The organism is Streptomyces sp. NPDC051567, assembly GCF_044454165.1.
Taxonomy (GTDB): Bacteria; Actinomycetota; Actinomycetes; order Streptomycetales; family Streptomycetaceae; genus Streptomyces.
On sequence record NZ_JBITDK010000004.1, the window covers coordinates 144,582 to 171,174 of the forward strand.

Annotated in this window: 27 protein-coding genes; 10 read left to right on the top strand and 17 right to left on the bottom strand. The window is 74.2% G+C overall.

Annotation, left to right across the window (positions count from 1 at the left end; genetic code table 11):
- Window positions 1-65 precede the first annotated feature (65 nt).
- From ACIA5F_RS06610 to ACIA5F_RS06630, 5 genes are all read right to left on the bottom strand, one after another.
- The gene (locus ACIA5F_RS06610; RefSeq protein WP_399349832.1) at window positions 66-197 is read right to left on the bottom strand and encodes a SapB/AmfS family lanthipeptide; all 132 of its coding nucleotides are present in this window, start codon (window positions 195-197) and stop codon (window positions 66-68) included.
- Window positions 194-2,881: a class III lanthionine synthetase LanKC gene (lanKC, locus tag ACIA5F_RS06615; RefSeq protein ID WP_399349834.1), complete on the bottom strand. Its 2,688-nt coding sequence runs from the start codon at window positions 2,879-2,881 to the stop codon at window positions 194-196. Before lanKC ends, ACIA5F_RS06610 begins: the two co-directional genes overlap by 4 nt.
- Window positions 2,882-3,036: 155 nt before the next feature.
- Window positions 3,037-3,303, bottom strand: coding sequence for a GlsB/YeaQ/YmgE family stress response membrane protein (locus ACIA5F_RS06620; protein ID WP_399349836.1), 267 nt, complete (start codon window positions 3,301-3,303; stop codon window positions 3,037-3,039).
- A gap of 41 nt (window positions 3,304-3,344) precedes the next feature.
- On the bottom strand, window positions 3,345-4,316 hold the full coding sequence (locus tag ACIA5F_RS06625; protein ID WP_399349838.1) for a DMT family transporter: 972 nt from the start codon (window positions 4,314-4,316) through the stop codon (window positions 3,345-3,347).
- On the bottom strand, window positions 4,313-4,507 hold the full coding sequence (locus tag ACIA5F_RS06630; RefSeq protein WP_399349840.1) for a hypothetical protein: 195 nt from the start codon (window positions 4,505-4,507) through the stop codon (window positions 4,313-4,315). Before ACIA5F_RS06630 ends, ACIA5F_RS06625 begins: the two co-directional genes overlap by 4 nt.
- Before the next feature lie 192 nt (window positions 4,508-4,699).
- Between ACIA5F_RS06630 and ACIA5F_RS06635 the strand changes: the two genes are divergently transcribed.
- Window positions 4,700-5,302, top strand: coding sequence for a TetR/AcrR family transcriptional regulator (locus ACIA5F_RS06635; RefSeq protein WP_399349842.1), 603 nt, complete (start codon window positions 4,700-4,702; stop codon window positions 5,300-5,302).
- A gap of 265 nt (window positions 5,303-5,567) precedes the next feature.
- Here the strand turns inward: ACIA5F_RS06635 and ACIA5F_RS06640 are convergent, their stop codons facing one another.
- Window positions 5,568-6,119: a TerD family protein gene (locus tag ACIA5F_RS06640; RefSeq protein ID WP_399349844.1), complete on the bottom strand. Its 552-nt coding sequence runs from the start codon at window positions 6,117-6,119 to the stop codon at window positions 5,568-5,570.
- A 349-nt stretch (window positions 6,120-6,468) separates the two neighbouring features.
- Between ACIA5F_RS06640 and ACIA5F_RS06645 the strand changes: the two genes are divergently transcribed.
- A complete protein-coding gene (locus tag ACIA5F_RS06645) occupies window positions 6,469-7,287 on the top strand; it encodes a glutamate ABC transporter substrate-binding protein (RefSeq protein WP_399349846.1) in 819 nt (272 codons plus the stop codon).
- Between the two features lie 169 nt (window positions 7,288-7,456).
- On the opposite strand, the gene ACIA5F_RS06650 is transcribed toward ACIA5F_RS06645, so the two are convergent.
- Window positions 7,457-8,023, bottom strand: coding sequence for a DJ-1/PfpI family protein (locus tag ACIA5F_RS06650; protein WP_399349848.1), 567 nt, complete (start codon window positions 8,021-8,023; stop codon window positions 7,457-7,459).
- Between the two features lie 257 nt (window positions 8,024-8,280).
- Between ACIA5F_RS06650 and ACIA5F_RS06655 the strand changes: the two genes are divergently transcribed.
- The gene (locus ACIA5F_RS06655) at window positions 8,281-9,099 is read left to right on the top strand and encodes an endonuclease I family protein (protein ID WP_399349850.1); all 819 of its coding nucleotides are present in this window, start codon (window positions 8,281-8,283) and stop codon (window positions 9,097-9,099) included.
- A gap of 60 nt (window positions 9,100-9,159) precedes the next feature.
- On the opposite strand, the gene ACIA5F_RS06660 is transcribed toward ACIA5F_RS06655, so the two are convergent.
- From ACIA5F_RS06660 to ACIA5F_RS06680, 5 genes are all read right to left on the bottom strand, one after another.
- Window positions 9,160-10,764, bottom strand: coding sequence for a glycoside hydrolase family 20 protein (locus ACIA5F_RS06660; protein WP_399349852.1), 1,605 nt, complete (start codon window positions 10,762-10,764; stop codon window positions 9,160-9,162).
- A gap of 328 nt (window positions 10,765-11,092) precedes the next feature.
- On the bottom strand, window positions 11,093-11,641 hold the full coding sequence (locus tag ACIA5F_RS06665) for a hypothetical protein (RefSeq protein WP_399349853.1): 549 nt from the start codon (window positions 11,639-11,641) through the stop codon (window positions 11,093-11,095).
- The gene (locus tag ACIA5F_RS06670; protein ID WP_399349855.1) at window positions 11,638-12,312 is read right to left on the bottom strand and encodes an RNA polymerase sigma factor; all 675 of its coding nucleotides are present in this window, start codon (window positions 12,310-12,312) and stop codon (window positions 11,638-11,640) included. The genes ACIA5F_RS06665 and ACIA5F_RS06670 overlap by 4 nt, the downstream gene beginning before the upstream one ends.
- A gap of 8 nt (window positions 12,313-12,320) precedes the next feature.
- The gene (locus tag ACIA5F_RS06675) at window positions 12,321-12,761 is read right to left on the bottom strand and encodes an LAETG motif-containing sortase-dependent surface protein (protein WP_399349857.1); all 441 of its coding nucleotides are present in this window, start codon (window positions 12,759-12,761) and stop codon (window positions 12,321-12,323) included.
- A 244-nt stretch (window positions 12,762-13,005) separates the two neighbouring features.
- Window positions 13,006-14,595: a PLP-dependent aminotransferase family protein gene (locus ACIA5F_RS06680; RefSeq protein ID WP_399349859.1), complete on the bottom strand. Its 1,590-nt coding sequence runs from the start codon at window positions 14,593-14,595 to the stop codon at window positions 13,006-13,008.
- Between the two features lie 113 nt (window positions 14,596-14,708).
- On the opposite strand from ACIA5F_RS06680, the gene ACIA5F_RS06685 reads away from it, so the two are divergent.
- Complete coding sequence (locus ACIA5F_RS06685) at window positions 14,709-15,584, top strand: EamA family transporter (protein WP_399349861.1); 876 nt, start codon at window positions 14,709-14,711, stop codon at window positions 15,582-15,584.
- A gap of 22 nt (window positions 15,585-15,606) precedes the next feature.
- On the opposite strand, the gene ACIA5F_RS06690 is transcribed toward ACIA5F_RS06685, so the two are convergent.
- Window positions 15,607-15,981 carry a YbjQ family protein gene (locus ACIA5F_RS06690; RefSeq protein WP_399349863.1) on the bottom strand — a complete coding sequence of 125 codons (375 nt, stop codon included), beginning with the start codon at window positions 15,979-15,981 and terminating at the stop codon, window positions 15,607-15,609.
- Between the two features lie 432 nt (window positions 15,982-16,413).
- Between ACIA5F_RS06690 and ACIA5F_RS06695 the strand changes: the two genes are divergently transcribed.
- A complete protein-coding gene (locus tag ACIA5F_RS06695; RefSeq protein WP_399349865.1) occupies window positions 16,414-17,232 on the top strand; it encodes an SAM-dependent methyltransferase in 819 nt (272 codons plus the stop codon).
- 63 nt (window positions 17,233-17,295) lie between these two features.
- On the opposite strand, the gene ACIA5F_RS06700 is transcribed toward ACIA5F_RS06695, so the two are convergent.
- The 4 genes from ACIA5F_RS06700 to ACIA5F_RS06715 all read right to left on the bottom strand — a co-directional run bounded on the left by ACIA5F_RS06700 (window position 17,296) and on the right by ACIA5F_RS06715 (window position 22,173).
- A complete protein-coding gene (locus tag ACIA5F_RS06700) occupies window positions 17,296-18,294 on the bottom strand; it encodes an arylamine N-acetyltransferase (RefSeq protein WP_399349867.1) in 999 nt (332 codons plus the stop codon).
- Window positions 18,295-18,398: 104 nt separating this feature from the next.
- Entirely contained in the window at window positions 18,399-19,316 is a 918-nt protein-coding gene (locus ACIA5F_RS06705; protein ID WP_399349869.1) for a helix-turn-helix domain-containing protein, read from the bottom strand.
- 88 nt (window positions 19,317-19,404) lie between these two features.
- A complete protein-coding gene (locus ACIA5F_RS06710; RefSeq protein ID WP_399349871.1) occupies window positions 19,405-19,638 on the bottom strand; it encodes a DUF397 domain-containing protein in 234 nt (77 codons plus the stop codon).
- A gap of 231 nt (window positions 19,639-19,869) precedes the next feature.
- Complete coding sequence (locus ACIA5F_RS06715) at window positions 19,870-22,173, bottom strand: RNA ligase (protein ID WP_399349873.1); 2,304 nt, start codon at window positions 22,171-22,173, stop codon at window positions 19,870-19,872.
- A gap of 159 nt (window positions 22,174-22,332) precedes the next feature.
- On the opposite strand from ACIA5F_RS06715, the gene ACIA5F_RS06720 reads away from it, so the two are divergent.
- From ACIA5F_RS06720 to ACIA5F_RS06740, 5 genes are all read left to right on the top strand, one after another.
- Entirely contained in the window at window positions 22,333-23,055 is a 723-nt protein-coding gene (locus ACIA5F_RS06720) for a YoaK family protein (protein ID WP_399349875.1), read from the top strand.
- Window positions 23,056-23,412: 357 nt separating this feature from the next.
- Entirely contained in the window at window positions 23,413-23,859 is a 447-nt protein-coding gene (locus tag ACIA5F_RS06725; protein WP_399349877.1) for a DoxX family protein, read from the top strand.
- 95 nt (window positions 23,860-23,954) lie between these two features.
- On the top strand, window positions 23,955-24,644 hold the full coding sequence (locus ACIA5F_RS06730) for a DedA family protein (RefSeq protein ID WP_399349879.1): 690 nt from the start codon (window positions 23,955-23,957) through the stop codon (window positions 24,642-24,644).
- Window positions 24,641-25,246 carry a phosphatase PAP2 family protein gene (locus ACIA5F_RS06735; protein WP_399349881.1) on the top strand — a complete coding sequence of 202 codons (606 nt, stop codon included), beginning with the start codon at window positions 24,641-24,643 and terminating at the stop codon, window positions 25,244-25,246. Before ACIA5F_RS06730 ends, ACIA5F_RS06735 begins: the two co-directional genes overlap by 4 nt.
- Before the next feature lie 287 nt (window positions 25,247-25,533).
- A complete protein-coding gene (locus tag ACIA5F_RS06740) occupies window positions 25,534-26,589 on the top strand; it encodes an iron-siderophore ABC transporter substrate-binding protein (protein ID WP_399349882.1) in 1,056 nt (351 codons plus the stop codon).
- Window positions 26,590-26,593: the final 4 nt, after the last annotated feature.

Genomic DNA, 26,593 nt, shown 5'->3' on the forward strand with positions numbered 1-26,593 from the left:
CGCATGCGCTCCTGCGATGGGCGGGGCCCGGACGGCGAACCGTCCGGGCCCCGGAGAGGTACCTGTCAGAGACAGGTGGTCACGCTGAGAACGCTGTGACCGCCGCAGAGCAGCAGGCTGGCGGTGCTCACGGCCTGGCCGGCCTCCGTCAGCTCTTCCGTGGGGGTCTCCATCGACTGCAGGTCAAGAAGGGTCATGTCCGCTTCCTTTTCTTCGTCTCGGTGGTGCGAGGGGTCACGGCCCCGTTCGGGACCGGCTCTGGGGCCGCCGTGGCGCTGGGCCGCGGCGGCGGGAGGAACGGCAGTCGCGCGCGCCCGCCGGGCGCCGCGCCGCCGAGGGCGAGCAGGACGCCCGCGGTGCCCGTGGACAGGTCCATGGACAGGCGCATCATCTGCTCGCCGGGGAAGGCCAGATGGCCTTGGTACGGCACGGCGTGCCGGGCCAGGCTGTCGATCTGGCGGGCGAGGTCGGCGGAGCGGCTGCCGGCGCCGGGCGTGGTGGTCCGGGCCAGGTGCAGGACCATCCCGGCGACGCCCCGGAAGAGTCCGGGCTGCGCGTAGAAGGAGGCCTGCGCGGCCTTGACGGTCTCCCGGCGGGCCTGCTCGAAGCGTTCGTCGCGGGCGTGGGCCGACCAGTCGTCGAGCACCATTCCGATGCCGACGCTGCCGGCGCCGAGGTAGGGCATCGCGCGCCAGCCCTCGTTCACCTGCAGGGTGCCGGACCCGGTGGTCACACAGCGGTCGAGGTCCCGGTGCAGGGCCTGGCCGGCCAGGTCGAGCAGCTTCGGCTCGCCGGTCCGCTCGTAGAGCCGCAGGAACAGCAGGGCGGGCCCGGCCGATCCGTGGAGCAGTCCGGCGCGCTTGAGCTTCGGTGCGCCGAGCGCGACGAGTTCCGCGCACCGCTGCGCGCCCGCGCTCAGTTCGGCCTCGCCCGTGGCCGCGCCGAGGGCGTCCAGCGCGAGACCGACCCCGGCGAGTCCGCCGTGCAGGTCGACCCCGGCCCCTTCCCAGGGCTGGCGCAGCAGGAGGTGGGCGAGTTCGAGGGCGCGCTCACGGTGGCCGAGCCGGTCCAGGGTCCAGGCGGTGCCGGCCAGGCCGTCGTAGAAGCCGAGCGGGGTGCCGGACCCGGGTTCCCCGGTCCGGGCGAGCAGCCATTCCTCGGCCTCGGGCCAGGGCTCGTCCCCGGTCTCGGCGAGGGCGTAGAGGACACCGGCGGCGCCGTTGCCGAAGCCGGTGCCGCCGCCCGGGGCCGTGAACTGGGCGAGGTCGCCGGGGAAGAGCCGGTCCTCGCGGGCGAAGGTGGCCGAGGCCCGGATCGCGGCGGTCATGGAGGCGCGGGCCACCGCCCGGTCGCCCGGTTCCACGGGCAGGTACGGCCGGACCGGCGCGGCCCGCCGGGGGGCGCGGCCGGTTCCCGCGGTCGCCCCGGTCCCCTCCTGCTCCCCTGCTTCCCCTGTTTCCCCGGGCTCGTCCGCGAGGATCTCCGCGACGGCCTCGTCGAAGAAGGCGCGCGGGACGGGGAACTCCCGGGCGGCGAGGTCGGCGAGGTGCGCGGCCTTGGCCCGGTCCAGGACGAGCAGGCTGGTCAGCGGCAGGAACAGGGTGAGCCGCAGGCAGGCCAGGGCGTACCGGTCGACGGAGAATCCGCGCCGTCCGCGCGGGGCGACGAACGCCGGGCTGGCGACGGTCTGGCGCAGCCCCTCGTCGATGTGCGCGGCGGCCTCGAAGTCCAGGAGCGCCACGGACGGCTCGCCCGCCTCGTCCTCGGTGACCATGATGTTGAACAGGTGCAGGTCGTTGAAGACCACCCCACGGGCGTGCACGGCCTCGACGGCCTCCGTCACCAGGCGGTGGATCTTCAGCGCCCATGCGGTGTACGCGGCGAGGGCGGCCGGGTCGGGGTCTTCCTCGATCAGCGGGTGGCGGTGGGCGAAGTAGGTGTTGAGGGGTTTGCCGGCGAGGTGTTCCAGGACCAGGAAGCGGTGGTCGCCGAGGCCGAACTCGTCGAGCACGGCGGGTACGCAGTCCAGTCCGGCCAGCCGTTCCAGTGCGGTCCGTTCGCGCTGGAGCCGGGCCACGGCGTCGGCCCCGTCGGCGGCGAGCCCCGCGTGGGGCCGGCCCTCCTTGAGCACCACCCGGGCGCCGGTCCGGGTGTCGCGGCCCTCGTACACGCCGCCGCCGTTGGAGAAGTGCAGGGCCCGCTCGACGGTGTAAGGGAGACCGGCGAGGGTCAGGGCGGAGCGCGCCTCCAGGTGCGGTGCGAGGAAGGCGGGCGGGGTCACCCACTCCGGGAGCTGGAAGACGGGGCCGCGCAGGTCCGGCACGAGCCGTCCGTCCGGGTCCTCGACGGCCGGGCACAGCGCGCCGTGCTCGTCGTAGCAGTGGCGCAGGGTGAAGCCTCCGTAGCGGAGGTACACCGGCCCCCGGGACCAGCGCAGGTCGCTCAGGATGTACGGGCCGGGCTCGCCCGCCAGCAGGGCGTCGAGGTCCTCGGCGATGCTCCGGCACTGTTCCTCGTCGGCCGGGTAGACCGTGAGGAACTTGCCGCTGACGGCGCGTTCGGCGTACTTGGCGTTGCGCTGGTGGAGCAGGTAGGCGCTCGGGACGAACTTGAAGGAGATGTCCCGGGCCAGACAGTAGGCGTGGACCCGGTCGAGTACCTTCTCGGCGTTGTCCAGGCAGGCGGACACGTGCAGTTTCCAGCCCTGGGCGGGGAGTTTCACGTCGTCGGGGCTGAGCGCCAGCCAGTCGCCGCTGCGGTGGCTGCTCCAGCCCGGCGGCACCGGGGCGGACGCGGCGGCGTACTCCTGCCCGGCCCGCCGGTACGGCGCGTCGTAGAACCAGTGGTCGGCGTCGCAGAACGCGGCGTAACCCTTGTTCACCCCTGCTCCCTCGGTCGGCGGCGTGACCGACGTTGTCACGCCGCGCGGGGGCGGCGACAGTCACGGTTGTCACCGATGAGGGGTGCGGAACGCACAGGTAACCTGCGGGGTTCCGTACGGGGTTCCCGGCGGGCGGCCGATACCGTGCGGGCCGGTCAGTCGCGCGAGTTGCCGAACAGGACGCGGTAGCCGATGAGCAGGACGAGCGACCCGGCGATGGCCGATCCCCAGGTGGCGAGGTCGAAGAACTGCTCCTGGACCGGGCGGTCGAGGAAGGTCGCCGAGAGCCAGCCGCCGACGAAGGCTCCGGCCACACCGATGAGGGTGGTCCCGATCAGGCCGCCGGGGTCCCGGCCGGGAAGCAAAATCTTGGCGATGACGCCGGCCAGCAGTCCCAGGACGATCCAGCTGACGATGCCCATGGCACTCACTCCGCTTCTTGAGGTTCTTGAGGTTCTTGAGGTCACGACGTACACGGGGCGCGTGACGTGCTCGGCACGTGCTCCACGCGCTCACCAGGGAGGACGCGGGGAAGGGCGCGGCGGTTCTCCGGGCCACCCGGGCCACCCGGCCCGCCCGGCCCGCCGGCGCGGACCGGGGCGGTGGCCGGGTCCGGGTCCGGGGCGGTGCGGGTGAGCAGCAGGACGCCGCGCGTCGCCGCGAAGGCCCCGGCCACGGCCAGCAGCACTCCCGGCGCGCCGCCCTGGAGCCGTTCGCCGAGCAGGATCGCGCCGATGGCCGCGGCGGCGAGCGGGTTGGCCAGGTTCACCACGGCGAGCGGGGCCCCGAGACCGCCCCGGTAGGCGCGCTGCGACAGCAGCATCCCGCCGACGGCGAAGACGACGACGAGCACGGCCACCGTGACGACCCGTGCGCTGAGCAGGGTCCCGCCGCGTCCGGCGGCCACGGCGACGGTCTGGGTGAGGGCGGAGGCGACGGCGGAGGCCAGTCCGGAGGCCGTCGCGTGCCGCAGCCCCGAGCCCGGGTCCCGGCGGGCGGTCAGCACCCCGATCACGGCGGCCGTCGCGGCGCAGACGCCGAGCGCCTCGGCCAGGGTGAGGGTGTCCTCGGGGGCCGGGCCGGAGGCGGGGACCAGCAGCAGGCCCAGACCGGTGACGGTCGCCAGGGTGCCGCGCCATTCGGTGAGGGCGACGCGCCGGCCGGCCGCGCGCGCCCCCAGCGGGACGGCGGCCACCAGGGTGAGCGCGCCCAGGGGCTGGACCAGGGTGAGCGGCCCGTACCGCAGGGCCGCGGCGTGCAGGAGCGCGGCGGTGGCGTTGAGTCCGGCCGACCACCACCAGGCGCGGGAGCCGAGCAGGGCCCTGGCGCCGCGGGTCGCGGCCCCTCGGGCCAGGCGTTCCTGGGCGACGGCGGCCGTCGCGTAGGCCACGGCCGAGGCGAGACAGAGGAGGACGGCGAGGACGGTGTCGTTCACCGTGCGGCCCCTACGGCCGCCGGGGCCCCGGCGGCGCGCGGGCACGGCACCCGGCGTACGGCGGGAGCGTCCGGGCGCGCGGGAGCGTCCGGGCGCGGGAGCAGCGGCAGCGCGGCGCCCCCGCCGGGCAGCAGGACGCGCGGGAGGGTGCGCAGGAGGCGGCGCGCGTCGGGTCGGGTGTGGGAGGTCATCCCCCGGTCTCTTTTCCTCATGCACGGGGTGCGCGGGAGAAAGGGCCACGCACATCGACACGCCAGTGTATCGATACGCAGATGTACCGATACGGTCGTGTACCGATACGCTCACGTTCCCGTAGACTCGGCACCCGTCCCGAGCCGTCGGGGAGCCCCGTCGAAGACACGCCCCAGGAGAGCCGCACCCCCATGACGTCGACGCCGCCGCCCGCGCGCCGCTCCAAGATCACGCCGGAGCGGGAGCAGCAGTTCTACGACGCCGTCCTGGAGCAGTTGCGCGCGCACGGCTACGAGGCGCTGACCATGGAGGGCGTCGCCGCGCGGGCCAGTTGCGGCAAGTCCACGCTCTACCGGCAGTGGCGGACCAAACCGCAGCTCGTCGCCGCCGCCCTGCGCGCGGCCCGGCGGGGCACGCTCACGGCGGTGGACACCGGGACGCTGGCGGGCGATCTGCGCGAGGCGGCCCGGATCGCGGCCGGCACCTCGGGGCGCGACACCCTCCTCGCCCAGGCCCTCGGGCACGCCGTCCTCAGTGACGGGGAGCTCCAGGCCGCGCTGCGCGAGGCGCTGGTCGAGCCGGAGCTCGCCGCCTTCGGCGTGATGGTGGAGCGGGCCGTGGCGCGGGGCGAGATCGCCGCGGACCATCCGGCCGTGGAGTTCCTGCCGGCGCAGCTGATGGGCGTGGTCCGCATCCGGCCGGTCCTGGAGGGGCGGTACGCGGACGCCGACTACCTGGTCCGGTTCGTCGACGCGGCCCTGCTCCCCGCCCTGGGTCTGGCACCGGCCCCCTGAACCGGTGGGCGGCCGTCCCCGATGACCGGACGGCCGCCCGCCCGCGCCGCCTCGTGGGGACGGCGGCGGCGCGGCACCGCCCGGTCCGGGCGGCGGTCACTCGCGCACGCGTGCGGTGGCCGTCGCCCGGACCGGACGGAGCCGGAGCCGGAGCCCGGAAGCGGGAACCCCGGAATCCGGACCCGGGCGAAACCGGGCGGCGGCGTCCCGGACCACCCGTTCCCGTCCCCCGTCCGGACCGCCCGGCCCGTCCGGGTCCGGACCGTCAGCGGGCGGCGCCCATGGTCCGGGTGAACTCCTGCGGGTCGGCGTCGAAGCCGCGCAGCTCCGCGTGGAACGACCAGCCGCCCTCCGTGTCGCGGGTGAACTCGGCGACCGTGGCCGCCGTCGCGGCCGGTATGGCCTCGAAGCCGTGCTGCGCGAGTTCGGTGTAACCCTCCCGGATGCGCACCCCCGCGCCGGAGACACCGGCGAAGTTCTTCGTCAGCGCCCCGCCCGCGCCGGAGTCCTGGCCCGGGTCCTGGATGACCACGCCCACGACCACCCGCCCCAGCGCGGGCGCCATGCGGTCGAGTTCGATGGTCACCACCTCGTCGTAGCCGAAGCCCTGGCCGGTGTGGCTGTCCCGGTTCAGGGTGACGGTGCCGTCGGGGGAACGGCTGCCGAAGTGGACGACGTAGGCGGGCTCCCCGTACCGGTCCGCCGTGCCGTAGACCGCGACGACGAGGTCGAGGTCGTTGGCGGGCGCGCCGAAGCCGCTGGGGTCCCACCTCAGGGCGACCTCCACCTTGGCCAGGCTCTTGCGTACACCGGTCACCGAACTCCCCCTTCGTCCACCGCGTATGGCCCGGTCATGGTCCCACGTGTCCGCCGTCACGGGACGGGCGACCGCATGTTCCCGGCCAGTTCCGGCCCGCGGCGCGGAGCGGCCGGCCCGCTCCGGCGTCCTCCCCGGCGCTGTCGGACCGGATCGTTATCCTTAAGTTTTGCTCAGATCTAGTGACGTGGCGCCGATCACCTTCCTAGCTTCCTCGTACATGTACACGCGTACCGGCCCTCCCGTTTGGCCGCGCGTGCCCGTTCTCCCGCCCACGCGTGCGCGCGCCCGTGTCCCCCGTGACCGGGCGCCCGCCGTGTGCCAGGCGTACCCGAGGAAAGAGTGCAGCATGAAAGTTCCCCAGGCCGGCGCGGTCGCCGTAGTGATCGCCCTCGCCCTGACCACCTCCGGGTGCGGCGGTGGGGACGAGGCCAAGGGGACTCTCTCCATCGGCATCAAGTTCGACCAGCCGGGCATCGGGCTGCGCGAGGCCGACGGCACGTTCTCCGGTTTCGACGTGGACGTCGCCACCTACGTCGCCAAGCAGCTCGGCTACACGCCGGACCGGATCGACTTCAAGCAGGTGTACAGCAACGACCGCGAGCTGCTGATCCAGTACAACGAGGTGAAGTTCGTCGTCGCGAGCTACTCGGTCAACGACAAGCGCAAGGAGAAGGTCGACTTCGCGGGCCCGTACTTCCTCGCCCACCAGGACCTGCTGGTCCGCTCCGACGACAACACCATCGCCAAGGCCGAGGACCTCAACACCAAGAAGCTCTGTTCGGTCACCGGCTCCACCTCGGCGGAGAACGTCAAGAACACGCTGGCGCCCAAGGCGAGCGTCCTGGAGCTGGGCAGCTACACGGAGTGCGTCATCGCCCTCCAGGACAGGCTCGTCGACGCCATCACCACGGACGACTCCATCCTGGCCGGGTACGCCGCCAAGAAGGGCAACGAGGGCAAGTTCAAACTGACCGGCCAGAAACTGAGCAACGAGAGCTACGGCATCGGTCTGAAGAAGGGCGACAAGGACCTCCGGGCCAAGATCGACGCCGCGCTGGTGAAGATGGTGGAGGACGGCTCCTGGGAGACGGCCGTCAAGAAGAACTTCGGCCCGGCCAACTACAAGTACGAGCCCGCCCCGCGGGGGCTCACGTCGGGCGGCTGAGGTCGTGGGGGGGGGGGGGGGGGGGGGCGGCCGCCCGGGGCCGGGGGGGGGGGGGGGCGGCGCGCGGGGTGGGGGGGGGGGGGGGGCGGGGGGGCCGCGCCGGCGCGACGGAGGCGAGCACGGGCCCGTACGGGGGCGGGCCCGTGTCCGCCGGGTCGGGCCGGCGGGGTCAGGCAAGCGGCGCCTTGACGCGCAGCACCTTGAGGAACTCCCGCATCCAGCCCGGGTGGTCGGGCCAGGCCCGCGCGGACACCAGCGTGCCGTCGACCACGGTCTCGGCGTCCTCGAACTCGGCCCCGGCGGCCTTCATGTCCAGTTCCAGCGCCGGGTAGGCGGTCACCCGGCGGCCCGCCAGGCTGCCGGTGGCGGCGGTCATCAGGGGGCCGTGGCAGATCTGGGCGACCGGCTTGTCGGCATCGCTGAAGGCGGCCAGAATCCTGCGCACCTCGGGGTCGTTGCGCAGGTACTCCGGCGCCCGCCCGCCCGGGACGACCAGGGCCGCGTACTCCTCCGGGACGACATCGGCGAAGGCCACGTCGGCGGGCCAGGTGTAGCCGGGCTTCTCGGTGTAGGTGTCGAAGCCGTCCTCGAAGTCGTGCACCACAAAACGCAGCTTCTTCACCGTCGGCGCCGCGATGTGGACCTCGTACCCTTCCTCGCGCAGACGCTGGTAGGGGTAGAGGACCTCCAGCGACTCCGCCGCGTCACCGGTCACGATGAGGATCTTCACTGTCACGAGCTGCTCCTGGTAAGGCTGTTCAGGGTGTTCACGTCCGCTTCGGCCCTGCTGGGCCCCCGCCACCCTGCCCCGCGCCGGGCCTCCTGCCAAGGGCGTTCCCTCATGGCGGAACTCCGTGGTACGCGCGCCGGACACGTGACTTTAACCTGTTGGGCACATGACAATGTGAACCTCGCTCTGCCACCTGACGCCCCGCCGACCTCACCGGCGGGGGCGGTGCGTGCTGGAGAGGTACCCACGTCATGAGAGTCGTCATGAGCATCTCCCGCCTGACCCCCTGGGCGTCCGGCCTCGCGGCCACCGTCCTGCTGGCCGTCCCGGCCACCGCCTCGGCCGGCCAGCGGCCGACGGCCCTCCCCCGCACCGCCCCGGCCTCCGCGGCCGGTCCGGTGGACGCCTACTACGCGGCGGCCGAGGGCAAGACCGGGGCCGCGCTGAAGACCGCCCTGCACCAGATCGTCAGGACCCAGTCCAGGCTGTCCTACGACGGCGTGTGGAACGCCCTGAAGGTGACCGACCAGGACCCGGCCAACGCGGGCAACGTCATCCTGCTCTACTCCGGGCGCTCCCAGTCCAAGTCCACCAACGGCGGCGGGGCCGACAACTGGAACCGTGAGCACGTGTGGGCCAAGAGCCACGGCAACTTCGGCACCGCCACCGGTCCGGGCACCGACCTGCACCACCTGCGGCCCGAGGACGTCACCGTCAACAGCACCCGGGGCAACAAGGACTTCGACAGGGGCGGCAGCCCCGTCGGCGAGGCGCCCGGCAGCTTCACCGACTCCGACTCCTTCGAGCCGCGGGACGCCGTCAAGGGCGACGTGGCGCGGATGCTGCTGTACATGGCCGTGCGCTACGAAGGCGGTGACGGCTTCGCGAACCTGGAGGTCAACGACAAGGTGAACAACGGTTCCGCCCCTGCCACGGGCCGGATCAGTGTGCTGAAGCAGTGGAACCAGCAGGACCCGCCGGACGCCTTCGAACTCCGCCGCAACCAGATCATATTCGACACCTACCAGCACAACCGGAACCCGTTCGTCGACCACCCGGAGTGGGTCGACTCCATCTGGTGACCTGCCCGGAGCCACCGGCCCCACCGGTGCCGCCGGTGCCGCCGGAGCCGCGCACGCCGGTCACAGCCGGCCGGCGAGGGCCGTGAACTCCGTCCACGACAGCTTCGGCGGGCGGGGGTCCCAGACCTTCTGGGCCAAGGCCGCCAGCGGCAGCCGGATGCCTGCGGCCACCTGCGCCGGGGTCTGGGCGCCCGCCAGATCGCACCAGACGGCGAAGCGGGCGCCCAGGATCTGGCCGCCGTAGCGCGCGGGCACGGCGGTGGTGCCGCGCAGCACCAGCGGGGTCCACTGCTCGTATATCCGCCGGCCGGTGGGGTAGACGAACCGGTTCGGTTCGCCCAGGACGTAGTAGAGGTACTCGTCGTTCAGGTTCACCACCCGGCGCCCCTCGCGCAGGTACTCCAGCGGCGGGCGGGCGCCGAGTTCCTTGCCGGTCCAGTACTCGGCCTGGATGTCCCCGGCCGCGCGGGCCGCCCCGCCCGCGAAGAAGCCGTCGTTCCACGCCTTCAGCGCCTTGCCCGAGGGACGGACCACCTCGGCGCGGTCGTTCAGCCAGCCCGTCGCGAGGTCCTGGACGCGCGCGGTGGGCCCGTACCGTTCCCGGGCCGCGCCCGCGAGCTGCGGGAAGGACGCCTCGGGGTCGCGGACGACCAGGGCCTGGTACTCGTCCGCGCCCAGGTGCCAGGCCCCGCCGGGGAAGAGCGGCAGGTACTCGCGGAGCAGTTCGTCGACGAGCCGGGCCGCCGCCGGGTCGGATATGTCCACCGCTCCGCGCACCGCCCTGCCCTGGACGTCGCGCAGTTGCAGGCCGGGGTGGGCGCGTATCACGGCGCCGAGGTGTCCGGGCGAGTCGATCTCCGGGACGACGGTGATGTGCAGGGAGGCGGCGAGCGCCGTGATGCGGCGGACCTCCGCCTTGGTGAGGTGCGGGGTGGAGACGATCTCGGGGTGGCTCTCGGACTCGACGCGGAACGCCTGGTCGTCGGAGAGGTGCAGGCCCAGCTCGTTGAGTTTCAGGTCGGCCATCTCGCGCAGCCGGGCCTCTATCCAGCCGGGGGTGAAGTACTTGCGCGCGATGTCGAGGTTGAGGCCGCGCTGGGGGCGGTCCGGGCCGTCGCGCACGGTGCCCTCGGGGGCCGAACCGGCGGACCGGACGGCCTGCTTGAGGGTCCGGGTGCCGTAGAAGACCCCGGCCTCGTCGGGGGCGGTGATCCGGACCTGGCCGTTCCCGACGGTGAGGCCGTACGACTCGGGCTTGCCGGAGTCCGGGGCGCCGAGGGCGAGCTGGACGTCCCCCCGGCGCGGGGCCTGCGCGTCCGCGAACCCCATGCCCAGTTCACCGGCGAGCAGCCTGGCCTCGTCGGAGAGGGTGTCCGTGTCCCCCGCCGCGACGACCACCCGGGCGCCGGGGGCGGGCTTCCAGCCGGGGCCGCGGGCCGGGGCGAACTCCCGTACGGCCGGGACGGTGCGCGGGGCGGTGGAGAGGGGGTGGGAGGGCGTCGGGGAGGGGGCTGCCGGGGCGGTGGTGGCGGCCCCGGCGGAGGCCGGGGAGCGGGCCCCGTCCGAGGCCGTCGTACAGGCCGGGAGGACGAGGGTGACGAGCACGGCGGCCGTGGCCGTCGCGTTCGCGTGGACTCTCCTGTGCTGCCGTGGCTCGCGCGTCATGTGGTCCGGCCCGTCCGTCCGAGGGTCGCGGGTGCGAGGTCGTGGGTCCGGTGCCACGGCGGTGCGGTGCCGGGTGCCCGGGTCCCCGCACCAACGTGGCACGGGGGGCGAGGGCGCGCGAGCGGGGACCGAGGGAGCGGTCCGGGGCGGCCTCGCCGGCCGGCGGGTGACGGCGGTACGGGGAGCGGTACGGGTGGTGCCGGACGGGGGTGGCGGACAGCGGGCGCCGGACGGGGCGCTCTCCCCGGGGGGTGCGTACGGACGGGTGACGCGGGGCCCTTCCGCGGGAGCGGGTCCTGCGGAAGGGCCCCGGGCCGGGCCGGTCGCCTCAGCGGAGGCTGGGGGTCGGGGACGACCGGGGGTCGGTGCCCGGGTTGCCGGAGGGGGTGGCCGACGGGCCCGACGGGGACGACGGCACGGGCGGGGCCGACGGCGGCGAGATCGTCGCCGTCGGCCGGCCGACGGCCGGGCTGGGGCTCGCGCTCGGCGAGAGGTACCGGCTCCGGATCGGGCCCGGGTGGGTCGCGCTCGGCGAGACGGGCGGCATCAGCGAGGGTCCGACCGGTCCCGAGGGCTGCGGGGTCCCCGGGTCCGGTACCGGACCCGGGGCCGTGAACTCCGGCGGGGAGGCGGGTGGCACCGGCCGGAGCGGTGCCGGGTCCGGGGCGAGCACCAGGTACCCCACCAGCGCGGCGGCCGTGGCGGTCAGCCCGGCCAGGGGCAGCGTGAACCGCCGCAGCCGCTCCACGGAGAACCGTCGTACCCCGGGCCCCGGTGGACGCGCGGGGCGCAGGTCACGCACGGTGATCTCCTGCGCGCGCGCGTCGAGGGCATGCCGCAGCCGGTGTTCGACCGGCCGCTCGCCGTCGCGCGTCATATCCGTCCCTCCAGAATCCGTTCCAGCGCGTCCAGGCCACGGCTCGCGTTCGATTTGACCGCGCCCCGGCTGATGCCGAGGGTCGTCGCGATCTCCGCCTCGCTGAGGTCGGCCCAGTACCGCAGCACCAGGACCTGTCTGCGGCGCGGGGTCAGGCGGCCGAGCGCGGCGACCACCTCGCGGTGTGCCTCGTCCAGGACCACGTGGTACTCGGCGGAGGGTATCTCGGCCTCCCGCGGCGGGGTCCAGGCCCGGACGGTGCGCCTGCGGCGCAGCACGGAGCGCGAGGTGTTCACGACGGCCGTGCGCAGGTAGCCGAGGGCGTTGTCGACCTCGGTGATGTCCTCGCCGTGGCGGCGGTACAGGGCGGTGAAGGCGTCCTGCACCACGTCCTCGGCGGTGGCCAGGTCGTCGACGAGCAGCACCGCCAGCCGGACCATGCGCAGCCGGTGCGCGTGGTAGAGCCCGGTGACGGTGGGCCGCTCCTCGTCGGCGCCCGGACCGTCCGCCGGGTCGTGCCCGGCGGAGAAGTCGTGGGTGTACGGGTGGCCGTGCGGGCGCCGCGGGGCCGCGGGGGCCTGGCCTTCGCGGCGCAGCAACGCCCACAAGCCCCGCCACGCCCGGGGGAAACCGGGCGTGGCGGGGCCTATGGCTGGTGCGAGACGGAGCACAGGTGTCCTCAGCCGTTGGCGCGGCGCCGCACGGCGTACAGGGCGCCGGCGCCCGCGACGACCAGCACACCGGCGCCGGTCGCCACCGCGGTGGTGGTCGGGGAGGAGCCGGTCTCCGCGAGCTCTCCGGCCTTCCCGGCGGGCGAGACGGCGGGCGAACCGGAGGGCGCGGGACGCTCACCCGGCGTGCTGACGGAGGGGCTGGGGACGACGCCGCCCGGCGTGCTGACGGAGGGGCTCGAAACGGGGCCGCCGGGCGTGCTCGGCTGGGCGGTCGGGGCCGCGCTGGGCGCGGCGCTCGGGGCGGCACTGGGCTGGGCGCTCGGGGCGGCACTGGGCTGGGCGCTGGGCGACGACGCGGCGAAGGCCGGGACCGCGAGGGCGAAGATCGCTCCGGCGGTGGCGACGGCGACGGCGGCCGGACGGACGGCGCGCTTCAGGTTCTTCACAGGGGTTCTCCACGATCGGGACGGCGGGAACGGTCGGACCGTTCGGGTCGGTGGCCGGCCGTCGGACGGTGGGTCGGACGGACGGCCGGGTGAAGGGCCTCTGATCACGCCCTTCACCCCGCACGACGCGCGACCCCCCGGGAGGTTGCCGCTGTTCCCGATGTTTCCCGAAAAACTTTTCCGCGGGCTGCGGACCGCGGGCCGCGATCCGTGTCCGGGGCGCCCGTGTCCCGCCCGGTTCACCCTACGGTGCCGGTCGGACGGGGCGGGCGGGGCGGCCGGGCCGGTCTTGCGGCAGCCGGGCCAGGGCCCGGGACAGGAGCGTCACGCCCTCCTCGATCTCACCGGCGGTGCCCGCCGCGTAGCCGAGGACCAGGCCCGGCGGGCCGGGCCGCAGCCGGTGCCAGGAGAGGGGGTGCGTCCGGACCCCGAGGGCCAGGGCGGCCTCGGCGAGGTCGGTGTCGGCGAAAGCGGCCCCGTCGAAGGTGACCATGAGGTGCAGGCCCGCCGCGGCGCCGTGGACGCGCGCCCCCGGCAGCCGGTCCGCGACGGCCCGGAGCATCACGTCGCGGCGGCGGCGGTGGCGGCGCCGGACGAAGCGCAGGTGGCGTTCCAGTTCGCCCGATTCCATCAGCCGGGCCAGGACGAGCTGGGCGAGGACCGGGTTGCCGAGGTCGGCGTAGCGTTTGGCGGTGACCACCGCGTCCCGGTGGCGCGGCGGGACCAGCAGCCAGCCCAGGCGCAGCGCCGGGGCGAGGAGCTTGGACACGCTCCCGGCGTAGCAGACCCGGTCGGGCAGCAGGGCGCGCAGCGCGGGGACGGGGGCGCGGTCGTAGCGGTGTTCGGCGTCGTAGTCGTCCTCGACGACCAGGCCCCCGTCGGCGGCCCAGCCGAGCAGTTCCCGGCGGCGTTCGCCGTCGAGCACGACGCCGGTCGGGAACTGGTGCGCCGGGGTCAGCAGCGCCACCCGGGCGCCGCTCGCGCGCAGGGCGGCGACGTCGAGTCCGGCCTCGTCCACCCGGACCGGCACCGGTTCGAGGTGCCCGTACTCCAGTTGCCGGCGGGCCCCGAGCGAGCCGGGGTCCTCCACGGCGACCCGGCGTACGCCGTCCTCGTGGAGGACCCGCGCGAGGAGCCCCAGGGCCTGGGCGACGCCCGCGACGACGACGACCTCCCCGGGGTCGGCGCGGATGCCCCGGTTGCGGGCCAGCCAGCCGACGACCGCCTCGCGCAGCGCGGGCGCGCCCTGCGGGTCGCCGTAGCCGAAGTCGGCGGGGGTGAGGTCCGCGAGGACCCGGCGTTCGGCCTGGAGCCAGGCGGTCCGGGGGAAGGCTGTCAGGTCGGGCACACCGGGTGAGAGGTCGATCCGGCAGGGCCGGACGTGCGGCGCGTCCACGGGGCCGGCGGGTGCGGGGGCGCGGGCCGGACCGGCCGGGAGCGGCGGGGCGGCGACGACGACGGTGCCGGACCGGCCGCGCCCGGCCACCTGCCCGGACTCCGCCAGCCGCTGGTACGCCTCGGTGACCAGGCCCCGGGAGACCTGGAGTTCGGCGGCGAGGACCCGGCCGGCCGGAAGGCGGCTGCCGACCGGCAGCGTGCCGTCGGCGATGGCGGCGCGGAGCCGGTCGGTCAGCCATTCGGTGCGGCGGCCCGCCGGGGCCCGGCCGATGTCGAGCTGGAGGAAGTCCGAGCCGACCGCGCTCCCGGCCGGTGCGGGGCCGGGCGGCGGGCCGGCCGGGGGCGAGGGGGCTCCGGTCTCCGCCGGGTGCGGTTCCCCGGCCGGGGAGCCGCGCACTTTGGACCCCGTGATCGCACCCTTATTGGACCTGCTCATGGGTCCATTGTGGCCGCAGGCTGATCCGCGTGAACACCTCCCCGGCGCCCCCTTCCTCCTCCTCCCGTTCTCCTTCCTCCCGTTCTTCCTCCCTCCGGGACCTGGCTCCCGGCATGGTGGGTATGGCGCTGGTCGGGGGCAGCGTCACCGTCTCCCGTTCCCTCGTCGACGCCCCGCTCTTCGCCACGCAGGCCGTCCGGTACGCGGCTGCCGCGCTCCTCCTGGTCGCGCTGGCGCGGGCGGTCGGGGTGCCGGTCCTGCGCCCGCGCGGGCGGGAGTGGCTCTGGCTGGCCGGGATCGCGGCGGTCGGGCTGGTCCTCTTCAACGTGGCCGTCGTCCGCGGTGTCGCGCATGCCGAGCCGGCGGTGATCGCCGTCGCCGTGGCCGCCGTACCGGTCCTGCTCGGGCTGGTCGGTCCGCTGCTGGAGCGGCGGCGGCCCAGCGGACAGGTACTGCTGGCGGCCCTCGTCGTGGTGGCCGGGGCCGTCCTGGTCGAGGGGACGGGCCGGACGGACGCCACCGGGGTGGCCTGGGCCGCGCTCGCGCTGGGCTGCGAGGCCGGGTTCACCCTGCTCGCGGTCCCGGTGCTCCGGCGCCACGGCGCCTGGGGGGTTTCGGTGCACGCGGTGTGGATGGGCGCGGTGATGCTGGCGGGGCTCACGCTGGTCACCGAGCGGCCCTCGGACCTGGCGGGGCTCGCGCCGGGGCAGTGGGCGGCCGTCGGGTACCTCGCCGTCATGGTGACGGCGGTGGCGTTCGTGCTCTGGTACCGGACCGTGGCCGCCGTGGGCTCCGGCCGGGCCGGTCTGCTCGCCGGGATCGTCCCGGTCGCCGCGGCCGGCGGCGGGGTCCTCGCGGGCGGCGGGGTCCCGGGGCCCGCGGTGTGGGTGGGCCTGGCCCTGGTGGTCGCCGGGCTGGCGCTGGGGCTCCGGCCGGTCCGCCGCCGCGGGCCCGCGCCCCTGATCCACCGGGAGAGCGTCTCCCCCTGAGCCACGGGGCGGGCCGGTGCGGTCAGGTGGAGGCGGGGACCAGGACGACGGCCGTCCCGTACGCGCACACCTCGGTCCCGGCGTCGGCGGCGTCGGTCACGTCGAAACGCATCATCAGCACGGCGTTCGCGCCCCGCGCCTTCGCCTGCTCGATGAGCCGGTCCATGGCCTGGTTGCGGGTCGCCACGAGCGTCTTGGTGAGTCCTTTCAGCTCGCCGCCGAGCATCGACTTCAGACCCGCGCCGATCTGGGTGCCCAGGTGACGGGAGCGCACGGTGAGGCCGAAGACCTCACCGATGACCTGCTCGACGCGGTAGCCCGGCACGTCGTTGGTCGTCACGACGAGAACGCCCGTCCGCTGCGCGCCGGAGCCGCCGCCGTATTCTTCGATACCCATGTGCCCCACTGTGGCGCCGTGCTCGACGGCCCGCATCCGGAGGGCGCCACGTCGGTATGGGCCCGGTGGGCCGGTGGCGCGGGACCCCGTTGCCGGACGGCGCCGACGCTGGCATCCCCCTTGCGTACCGGTCCCGTTGCCCGGCCTCCGTCGAACGGAGGAGGCCGGGCTCAGCCCCTGGGCGGGTGAGCCGGTCGCCGTCCACCGGTAGATTTCCTCCTGCCGGCCACCCCGCCGGCACCGGCCCTGCCCGCAGGGTCTCTCCGCGTGGCCGTGCCCGTTCGGGGGCGAGCACGGCCGCGCGGACCGCCCGGCCCGGACGGCCGTACCGTCCTGAACCCCGCCGGGCGATTGGCAGGCCGCCGATCGGCTCCTTACGATGAGCCGTCACCCGTATCCCGATGCCTCTGACCAAGGCCACGAGGAGGGCTCATGGAGTTAGGGCAGGACCCCCGTACACCTCTCATAGACATGCACACCCCGAGCGTCGCCCGGATGTACGACTGGCTGCTGGGCGGGGTGGAAAACTACGACAGCGACCGCAAGGCCTGTGCGCAGTTGCTGGACATCGCTCCCAGTACGCAGCTGCTGGCCCGCAACAACCGCGCCTTCCTGCGCCGCGTCGTGCGCGTCCTCGTCGAGGACTACGGGATACGGCAGTTCCTGGACCACGGGTCGGGCCTGCCCACGCAGGACAACGTGCACGAGGTCGCGCAGCGGTCCGACCCGGCGTGCAAGGTCGCGTACATCGACAACGACCCCATGGTGCTCGCGCACGCCCAGACCACGCTGCACGAGAACCACGGCACGCTGGTGATCCCCAAGGACATGCGGCTGACCGGGGAGATCCGTGCGGACACGGACGGTTTCCTCGACTGGAGCCGGCCCGTCGCCGCCCTCTTCGTCTCCGTCCTGCACTGCCTGCCGGACACGGACGACGACAACGACCCGGCCGCCGTCGTCCGCCGGACCGCGGCGCTGCTGCCGCCGGGGAGCTTCATGGTGATCTGCCAGCTCGTCAGTGACGACGCCCGGGTGCGGCAGGACGTGACCCGGCTCATGGAGGTCACCACGCACGGCAACTGGGGCCGGGTCCGGGAGCCCCACGAGGTGCGGCGGTACTTCGACGGCCTGGACATCCTCGCGCCGGGCCTGGTCGACGTGGTCGACTGGCATCCCGACACGCGGCCCCCGCCCCCGGAGAACCGCCCTACGGACTGGGTCGAGTGGGGTGGGGTCGGCCGGCTCTGAGGCCGCCGCGACCGGCGCCGTCGCCCGCCCCGGCCACCGCCGGGGCCCCGCGCCGGCGCCGGTTCACACCAGCGAGGCCGGGGCCTTGCGCGCGGCGCGGTGGGCCGAACCGCCCGAGGCCCACAGCGGCTGCACGCGCGGGGCCTGCGGCGGCGCGGGCTGGTCCCGGACCGTCGCCGGGTACATCGTCGGGGCCTGGTGGGCGGCGCAGACCCGTGCGACGAGCCGGGCGTGGTCGGCGCGGTCCACCTCCACCTCGAACAGGTCGTCCAGGAGTTCCGGTATCTCCTGCGGGGTGTAGCGGCGCGCGGTGGCCGTGCCGTCGGGCAGCGTGGTGGTGAGGGTCGTGCCGTCCAGGAAGTGGTGTTCGCGCTCGTTCATCCGCTGGGCGACCAGCCGGCCCGCGAACGGCGAGCGGGCGTGGGTGGACAGGAAGTGGTTGGCCACCAGCCAGTCCTGCGGGTAGCGCTGGTCGAGGGTGAAGGCGTGCAGGTCGAACCAGCCGTCGGCGCCCCGCGTCTGCATCGCGTACTCGCTGTCGCCGGTCGCCGTCGTCGCGCGCCGCAGCCGAAAGCCCCAGTCGTCGGTGGTGGACCCGGCGCCGTCGGCCAGTTCGACGGGTTCCAGCGGGTTGCGGCCGAAGCCGGGGTCGCAGACCCACACCCGGCCGGTCCCGGCGGTCTCGGCCGTCTCCACGCGCAGCATGGCGTGCGTGGCCGGACGGATGACGTCGGAGCCGATCCGGACCCGGGAGGCCAGGCCGGTCACCCCGAAGCCGACGCGCTCCAGTGCCGCCGCGAACAGCAGGCTGTGCTCGTAGCAGTAGCCGCCCCGGCGCTGGTGGACCAGTTTGTCCTGGAGGTCCTGGAGGTCGAGGGAGACGGGCCGGCCGAGCACGATCTCCACCACTTCGAAGGGTATCGAGCGGATGTGTGCCCGGGTCAGGGCCCGCAGGACATCGAGGGTGGGCGCGAGCTCTCCGTCGTAGCCGATCCGCCGGAGGTACGCGTCCAGATCGAGGCGGCTGCCCTGCCAGGCCGTGGCGTCGTCGTTCTTCGTCATGGCGCTCATCGTGCAGAAGGGACCGGCCGGTGCCGGAGTCCCCGGGGCCGACAACGTCACCTCGCCGGCCCGGCCCGGTCCGGTATGTACGCCTACGGCTACGGCTACGTGAAGCGGGCCATCGCCTCCGCGATCAGCCGCCGGCTGTCCTCCCGGGACTCCGCGGCGTGGCGCAGGTTGGTGAGGGCGTTGCGGTGGTCGTCGAGCGCCCGGGGCCGGGTCACGTAGGTGGCGCTGCTGACGTGCTCGACGTACGCCAGCTCGGACTGGTCCGGGTCGCCGAACTTCAGGTGCATGATCGGGTAGGGCGGTGTGGCGCCGTAGGCGCGGGAGAGCGCGAGGACGCGGATGTTCACCTTGGCGATGTCGCAGGCGTCCAGCAGGTGCCGCAGTTGTTCCCGCATCACCTCGGGGTCTCCGTAGCGCCGGTGCAGGACGCTTTCCTCCAGGAGGGCGGTCACCCGGGGCAGGGGGCCTTCCATCAGCCGGAACTGGCGCTGATGGCGCAGGTCCACGACCCGTTCGATCTCCTCCGGGCGGGCGCTGGGCATCACGGCGCGGACCATGTGCCGGGCGTAGGCGCGGGTCTGGAGGATGCCGGGGACGACCAGGTTCTCGTAGACGCAGATCTCCTCCGCGTCGCCCTCCATCTGGATCAGCCGCTTGAGGTAGTCGGGGGTGACGTCGCTGAACTGCTCGTACCACTCGGAGCTCTGGGCGTGTTCCAGGAGTTGCTCGATGGTGCGCATCCCCTGGTCGTCGACGCCGTAGTACCGGGCCAGGTCGCGGACGTCGCGCGGTTTGGGCGGGCTCTCGCCGCGCTCCAGCCGGCTGATCTTGGACACCGAGCCGCGGATGACGGGAGCGACCTGCCGCAGGGTGAGGCCGCGGGCTTCGCGCCAGGTTCTGAGTTCCTGCCCCAGCATGCGGTCGGCGGCCGCCCGGCCCGTGTCCTTCCCCAGCGGCAGGACGGGAGCGAGGGAGTCGGCGGGCTCGGGCAGCGGCTCGGGAAGGGCGGACATACAAACTCCAATATGACCGAGGAAGTCTTCGGTCACAGAATGGGGTCCGCGCCTCTCCCCCTCCAAGTCGTGGCCTGAGGTAAGGCCGTCATCCGGTCAGGTGGTCGAACTCCGCGCGCTTGGCACCGTCGAGGAAGGCCGCGATCTCGGCCGCCGTGAACACCAGGGCGGGACCGTCGGGGAAGCGCGAGTTGCGCACCGCCGCACCGCCACCGGCCAGGGCGGCGACCTCGACGCAGTTCCCGTTGCCCGTGCTGGCACTGCTCTTCGTCCACACCGCGCCGGGAATCCCGCTCGCCGCCACGCCGTTGTCCACGTGCATGATGAACCCTCTCCTCGTCGGACGCGCAGAACCGCGTGGTCCCCTTGCCGGACCGCACGACAAGCACGTACGGGCATGCTAACGACGCGCGCCGGAGAGGGGGATCAACTGGGCCCGCCGGGGGAGATCCCGCCGGAAAACCGGAAACGGAGGCGGGCCGCCTGGTATAAGGCGGCCCGCGGCCCCGACCGGCCGCTTCCCCGCGTACACCGGGGGCGGCGGAAGAATGTCCTAGAAGTCCCCGTAGTTGACCTGCCAGGTGGGCAGGCCCATCCGGCGCCAGAGCGCGACCACCCGGTCCCGGTCGTCGAGCGACACCCGGACCGCGTAACGGTCCCGCACGTGCGCGTCGAAGAGTTCGGCCTTCACCACGTCGTCGCGGCGCGTGTCGCCACCGGCCCGCATCCACAGCTCGTCGTAGGGCACCTCGTACCGCCGCAGCCAGGACTCGGTCCGCGCCCGGTGGTCCTCGCTCCGTCCGGACAGCAGCACGACGGCGTCGCCGTCGCGCCGGAAGGACTCCAGGGCGTGGCGCACCGGCTCGTTGGGCAGGTCGTGCTCGCAGCGCGAGAAGTCGTACGGGCCCCGGTCGCCGATCAGCGCGAGCGTGCCGTCGATGTCGCACATCACCGCGGCGGGCAGCGCCGGGTCGGGGACGTACGGTTCCACCGGGGGCTGGTCGTTCAGCCACTGCGCGGTGAGCCGCCAGCCGCCCTTCGTCGCCTTGCGGTGCTTGTCGGCCAGAATCCGGATGATCTCCTCGCCGACCGGCCGTTCCCGCCCGGCGTCCCGGCGCAGGCACTCCTCGACGGGCACACCGGTGAGGTCGTGGACGACGAAGACGGCGAGCCCGGCGACCGCGGCCTTGAGGCGCTTGGGGATGTGGGAGGTCAGGTGCGTGTTGTCCACCACCACGTCGAAGCCGCCGTCGACGGCCGCGCGCACCGCCGCGTCCTGGACGGCCAGGACGGTCTGCTCGTGCGCGAAGGACCGGGCGCCGCCGGGTGCGGGCGTGTCGAGCATGGCCCGCAGGTCGTCGAGGTTGACGCGGCGCATACGGCCCCCCGACCCGGCCTGGAGGGCGCGCGCGACGGTCGTCTTGCCCGAGGCGGGCAGGCCCGTCATGACGTGGACGACGGGAAGCGCGGGGGCCAGGCGCTCCTCCGGGGTGGAGGGGACCGAGGGGGTGAGGGGACCTGAGGTGCCCGAGACGTCCGAGGCGTCTGAGGTGCCCGAGGTGCCCGAGGGGCTCGGGGCATCGGTGGGGCGTACAGAATCGGTGGGACGTGTGGGTTCCGTGCGGCTGGTGGGGGTTGCGGACACGGGTCCGGTCTCCTCGTCGGTGGTGAACGGGTCGGCCGTTTCCGGCCGTACGGCCCGCCAGGTGAGGAGCCCGGTCCTCTTGCCGTCCAGGCGCAGGAACATCGCGGCCCGGATGCCTCCGTCACGGATGTCCTTCGCGGCGCGGGCGAACGCGGCCCGGTCGTCGGCCAGGTGGGCGAGGGCCCGGTACGCCTCGTCGATGGCGCCTTCGCGCCGCGCGGCCTCGTCCTCGATCCGGGCGATGACCCCGCGCACCCAGGCGTCGAACTCGTCCGGCACCTGCTCCAGCAGCGCGTCGAGCGGCCTGCCGCCCGACGCGCGGACCTCCGCGAGCGGGCAGCCCAGTGCCTGGGCCACCTGCCCGGCGGGCAGCGCGGCGAAGCGCTGGATGCCGTGGCCGCGCCAGATGTCCCGCTCGGTGACCCCGGTGAGGACCTTGTGGAGCCGTACGTACTCGGAGAGCTTGGCCTTGGCGCGCACACCGGAGGCGAACCGCAGGACGAACCCCTCGGCGTCGGTGCCCGTAGCGCGGCGGCCGTCCGGCAGGGTGTCGGACGCGGCCAGCGCGGCCAGCGCGGCGAGCGGCATCGCGGGCCAGACGGTGACGACGGAGCCGACGCCCTCCCAGTGGGCGGCGGCCTCGGTGAGCGGGAGTTCCGTGCCGTCCGGGCCGAAGGCGGCGAGGAGGACCAGGTCCCGGCGGTCGCCGTAGTTGACGACGATACGATTCTGCGGGTACAGGATCTCCGCGAGGTAGGTCACGCCCGGCCGCAGTGCCGTGGTGTCCCCGGTGTCGAGGCGGCGCTGGGCCCAGGTCGCCTGGGTGCTGGTGAAGGACGCCTTGGACGCGGCGCGCCAGTGGCCCGCGTAGTGGAAGACCACGGCCAGGCTGCCGTCGACCTTGTCGTACACCTCGAACGGTTCGTCCGGCAGGGCGGGGGCGTACGGCAGGCCCGCGGCGTGCTCGGCGACGTTGAAGAACTTCGGCAGCGGCAGGGCGACGACCTCGCCCGTGACGTCGTCGGCGACGAGGCCCCGGCAGAGGGTGGTGGTCCGGTTCCAGACCTGTTCGTACTGGGCCGACCGTGTGTACGTGTAGATGGAGAGCGGCAGCTCGGGGTGCGGCTTGCGGGTCACGTGGCCGGCGTCCAGCGCCTGTGCCAGTTCGCCCGCGGGCAGCAGGTCGTGCAGAGTCAGGTACGCCTGGCTCATGGGTTCCTCCCGGTTCGAGATGGTTCATTCTCACGTGCGGGAGGGGTGTCCGGAAAGGGATTTACGCAGGTCCGGCAGGTGGGGGCGGGTAAGAAGGACCACAGGGGGGCCGGGTCCGGCGCGGACGCGCGGGGCTGACGTACGGTCAGGAGAGGATCTATGACTTCCCTCATCCGGGGCGGCATCCTGCGGCCCCTGGCGGCGCGGCTCTTCCCGCCGGGGCCGGGCACGGTGAGCGGCCCGCACGGGGTGCTGCCGCCGCTGCTGATCGTGCTCACCTTCGTCAGCGGGCTGGTCGACGCCGTCAGCTATCTCGGGCTCGACCACACCTTCGTCGCCAACATGACCGGGAACGTGGTGTTCCTCGGCTTCGCGCTCGCCGGGGACCGCGAGCTGTCCGCCGCGGCGTCCCTGCTGGCGCTGGCCGCCTTCCTGACCGGGGCCGTGGCCGCCGGCCGGCTGCGCCGCGACGGGGAGGCGGCAGGGATGTTCGGGCCGCTGGTGGCGGCGCAGACCGTCCTGGTGGCCGTCGCGCTCGCCCTGACGGAGAGCGGCGCGGGGCAGCTCGTGGTCATCGCGCCGCTCGCCCTCGGGATGGGGTTGCAGAACGCCGTCGTGCACCGGCTCGCCGTCCCCGACCTGACCACCACCGTGGTCACCCGGGCCCTGACCGGTCTGGCGGCCGATCCGTGGGGGGCGGCGGCCGTGCGGCGGCTGGTGTCGGTCGTGGCCCTGCTCTGCGGGGCGCTGGCCGGCGGCCTGCTGATGCTGCGCCACGGTCCCCGGTGGGTGCTGCTGGCCGCGGTCCTCCTGCTGGCCTGGGTGGCGGTCCTGGGCTTCCGGGCCCACCGGGAGCCCCGCCGGGTGACCAGTGACCGGTGACCAGTGACGGGTGACCGGTGACGTGCGGCCGGGGGGCGGCGGCGGACCGGGCGGGCGGGGAAGAAGCCGGGGCCCGGACGGGTGTGTCCGGGCTCCTGGCGGGCGGGGGACGGTGCGGCCGGGGAGGGGACCTTCGCGCGCGGCGTCGGCGTGGTCGCGGGGCGGCGGGGTAGCGTCGGTCACGCCCGTACCACGGGGTGTTCCGCGCCCCGTGGCCGGCCCGGCCGGGTGGCCTGAACTCGGGCTTGTCAGGCCGGTCAGGGCTTCCTAGCCTATGGCTCGCCCGCACCTATGGCCCGCCCCCACGCGGGCCGCGGCACGCACTTCGGGACCATTCCCCCCACCGAAGGAGCCCCCATGCCCGGCAGACTCGACACCGCACAGCCCTATGCCGTCGCCTTCTTCCGGATCGTCACCGCACTGCTCTTCGCCTGTCACGGCGCGGCCTCCCTCTTCGGCGTACTCGGCGGTGCGCGCGGTGGCGGCACCCTCCCGGCGGGCTCCTGGCCCGGGTGGTACGCGGCGGCGGTCCAACTGGTGGCCGGTGTCCTCGTCATGACGGGCCTCGCCACCCGGGCGGCGGCCTTCTTCGCCTCCGGTTCCATGGCGTACGCCTACTTCACGGTGCACCAGCCGGGTGCGCTCTGGCCGTTGCAGAACGGCGGTGAGCCCGCCGCGATGTTCTGCTGGGCCTTCCTGCTGCTGGTGTTCACCGGTCCCGGCGCCTTCGCGGCGGACCGGCTGCTCACCGCCCGCGCCGGCGCCCGCCGGAGCGGACACCGACCGGAGACCGCCGTCGCCTGACCTCCCCCGGGAGTGGCGGCCTCCCGGCCACGGCGCCGTGGCCGGGAGGCCGCCGCGCCGTCCGCGGCGGCCTGCGTGCTGTCCCGCCGTCCACGATGAGAGGGGCCGCGACCTTGGCCGCAGCCTTGTCCGGCGCATCGCACCTCGCGGTGAACGTTCTCGACCCCCGCTCGCTCCTGGCCGCCTTCGGCGTCCTGGGCATCGCGGTGGTGCTGTTCGCGGAGACGGGCCTGCTCGTCGGGTTCTTCCTGCCCGGGGACTCGCTGCTGTTCACCGCCGGGCTGCTCTGCGCGGGTTCCGCCGCGGACGGCGCCCTGCTCTCCCTGCCGCTGGTGCTGACCGCCGCCGCGGCCGGGGCCCTGGCCGGCGCGCAGTGCGGGTACCTGATCGGGCGGCGGGCCGGTGGCGCCCTGCTGCGGCGCAGCCGCTCGCGCAGGCTCCACCGGGGGACCGCGCGGGCCCGGGAGCTGCTGGAGAGGTACGGGCACGCGAAGGCGATCGTGCTGGCCCGTTTCGTCCCCGTCGTCCGTACGGTCCTCAACCCGCTGGCCGGGACCCTGGACGTGCCGGTGCGGGTCTTCACCCTGTGGCAGGTCGTCGGCGGGCTGGTGTGGACCGTCGGGCTGGTCCTGGCCGGGTACGGTCTCGGCTCGTCGGTCCCCCGGGTCGAGCGGTACCTGCTGCCGGTCGTCGCCGTCGTCGTCGCGCTCTCCCTGCTGCCGCTCGCCGTCGAGCTGCTGCGTTCGCGGCGTCACCCCGAAGAACAGGAAGAGGCGGGCCGATGATCCCCGCGTACGACGGTTCCCCCCTGGACGGCTCCGTCTACCTGGAGGTGGTCGGCCTCGCCGACCGCTCCCCCGGCTGGCTGGACGCGCTCGTCGCCGCCTGGTCGGCGTACGGGCTCGGGCTGTTCGCCGTGCTGATGGCGGTGGCCTGGTGGCGGACCCGGCGCACGGGCAGCGCGCCGGCCACCGTGGCCCTGGCCGCGCCGCTGGTCGCCCTGCTCGCCTTCGGCGCGGACGGCCTGCTGAAGCTGGCCGTGCGGGAGGACCGGCCGTGCCGGAGCCTGCGGGTGACGACCCTGGAGGCGTGTCCGCCGCCCGGCGACTGGGCCTTCCCCAGCAACCACACGGCGCTCGCCGCGGCGGCGGCCGTCGCCCTGCTGTTCGTCTCGCGCCGGCTGGGGCTGATCGCCCTGGTGGCGGCGGCCTTGATGGGGGTGTCCCGGGTGTGGGTGGGCGCCCACTACCCGCACGACGTCCTCGCCGGGTTCCTCGTCGGCGTCCTCGTCGCCGCCCCGGCGGCCTGGGCCGTGCGGCGGCACAGCACGGCGGTGGCGCGGCGGCTGACGGCGACCCGGCTGCGCCGCCTGCTGGAACCGGCCTGAAACGACACCGACCGGTCAGAATCGCACCGAACCGGTGGTTCTCCTCGCGGGCGTCCGGTGCGGACGCCCGCACCGGAGCCGGGGCGTTCGGGCCCTGCCGGGCGCCCGTACCGGGCTGACCACCTGTCACATCGGAGGACGGCGTCAAGAGGCGATCTCTACAGGTTAGGCTTACCTAACGCGCACCTCGCCGCCTTGTCGCCGTGTTCCGGCCTGTCCGGATTCCGACGTCGGCGGTGGCGGCGGTCGCGCGGAACCCAACACCTGCCTGGAACAGAGGATTCGTCATGTCCCTCCCGATCACCCCCCTGCGCCGCCGAGTCCTCGTGGCCGCGGCCGGTGCCGCCTCGCTCACCCTGCTGGTCGGCGCCTGCGGTACGGGCGAGAAGAAGGAGGAGCCGGCCGCCGCCGGAAGCGCCGCCGCCCCGGCCGGAGCCTTCCCCGTCACGATCAAGAGCGCGCTCGGCGAGGCCGTCATCAAGGAGAAGCCGAAGCGGGTCGTCACCCTCGGCCAGGGTTCGGCGGAGACCTCCATCGCGCTGGGCATCACGCCCGTGGGCATCGAGAGCTACCCCTGGGGCAGCGACAAGACCGGCTACCTCCCCTGGATTCACGAGGCCGTCACCAAGGCCGGCGGCACGCTGCCCAAGCAGTTCACCGGCGGTGAGGAGCTCGACATAGAGGCGATCACCGAGCTCCAGCCCGACGTGATCCTCGCCCCGTGGTCGGGCGTCACGCAGAAGCAGTACGACCTCCTCAAGGACATCGCCCCGACGGTCGCCTACCCGGACAAGGCGTGGAGCACCGACTGGGACCAGCAGATCGACCTCGTCACGAAGGCGCTCGGCCAGCCGGAGAAGGCCAAGGAGCTGACCTCGAAGATCGACAAGCAGCTCGCCGACGCCGCCGCCACCCGGCCGAACTACAAGAACGTCACGTTCTCCTACATCTACACCACCGACCCCGGCACGCTCGGTGTGTTCAAGCCCGAGGAGCAGCGGGTGAAGATGATCTCGCAGCTGGGCCTGAAGGTGGACCCGGTGGTCAACACCTTCAAGGAGACCGAGGGCACCGACTCCGCGATGATCGGCCTGGAGAACGCCAACAAGCTCTCCGCCAGCGACCTGGTCTTCACCTTCTACACCGACGAGAAGACCCGCAAGGAGACCGAGGCGCAGCCGCTCTACGCGGCCATCCCCGCTGTCCAGAAGGGCGCCCTCGTCCACAGCGCCGACCAGCCCTTCGTGACCGCCTCCTCCATGCTCAACCCGCTGACCGTGCCGTACAGCATCGAGCGGTACCTGCCGCTGATCGACGCGGCCGTCGCCAAGGCCGGCAAGTAGCCGC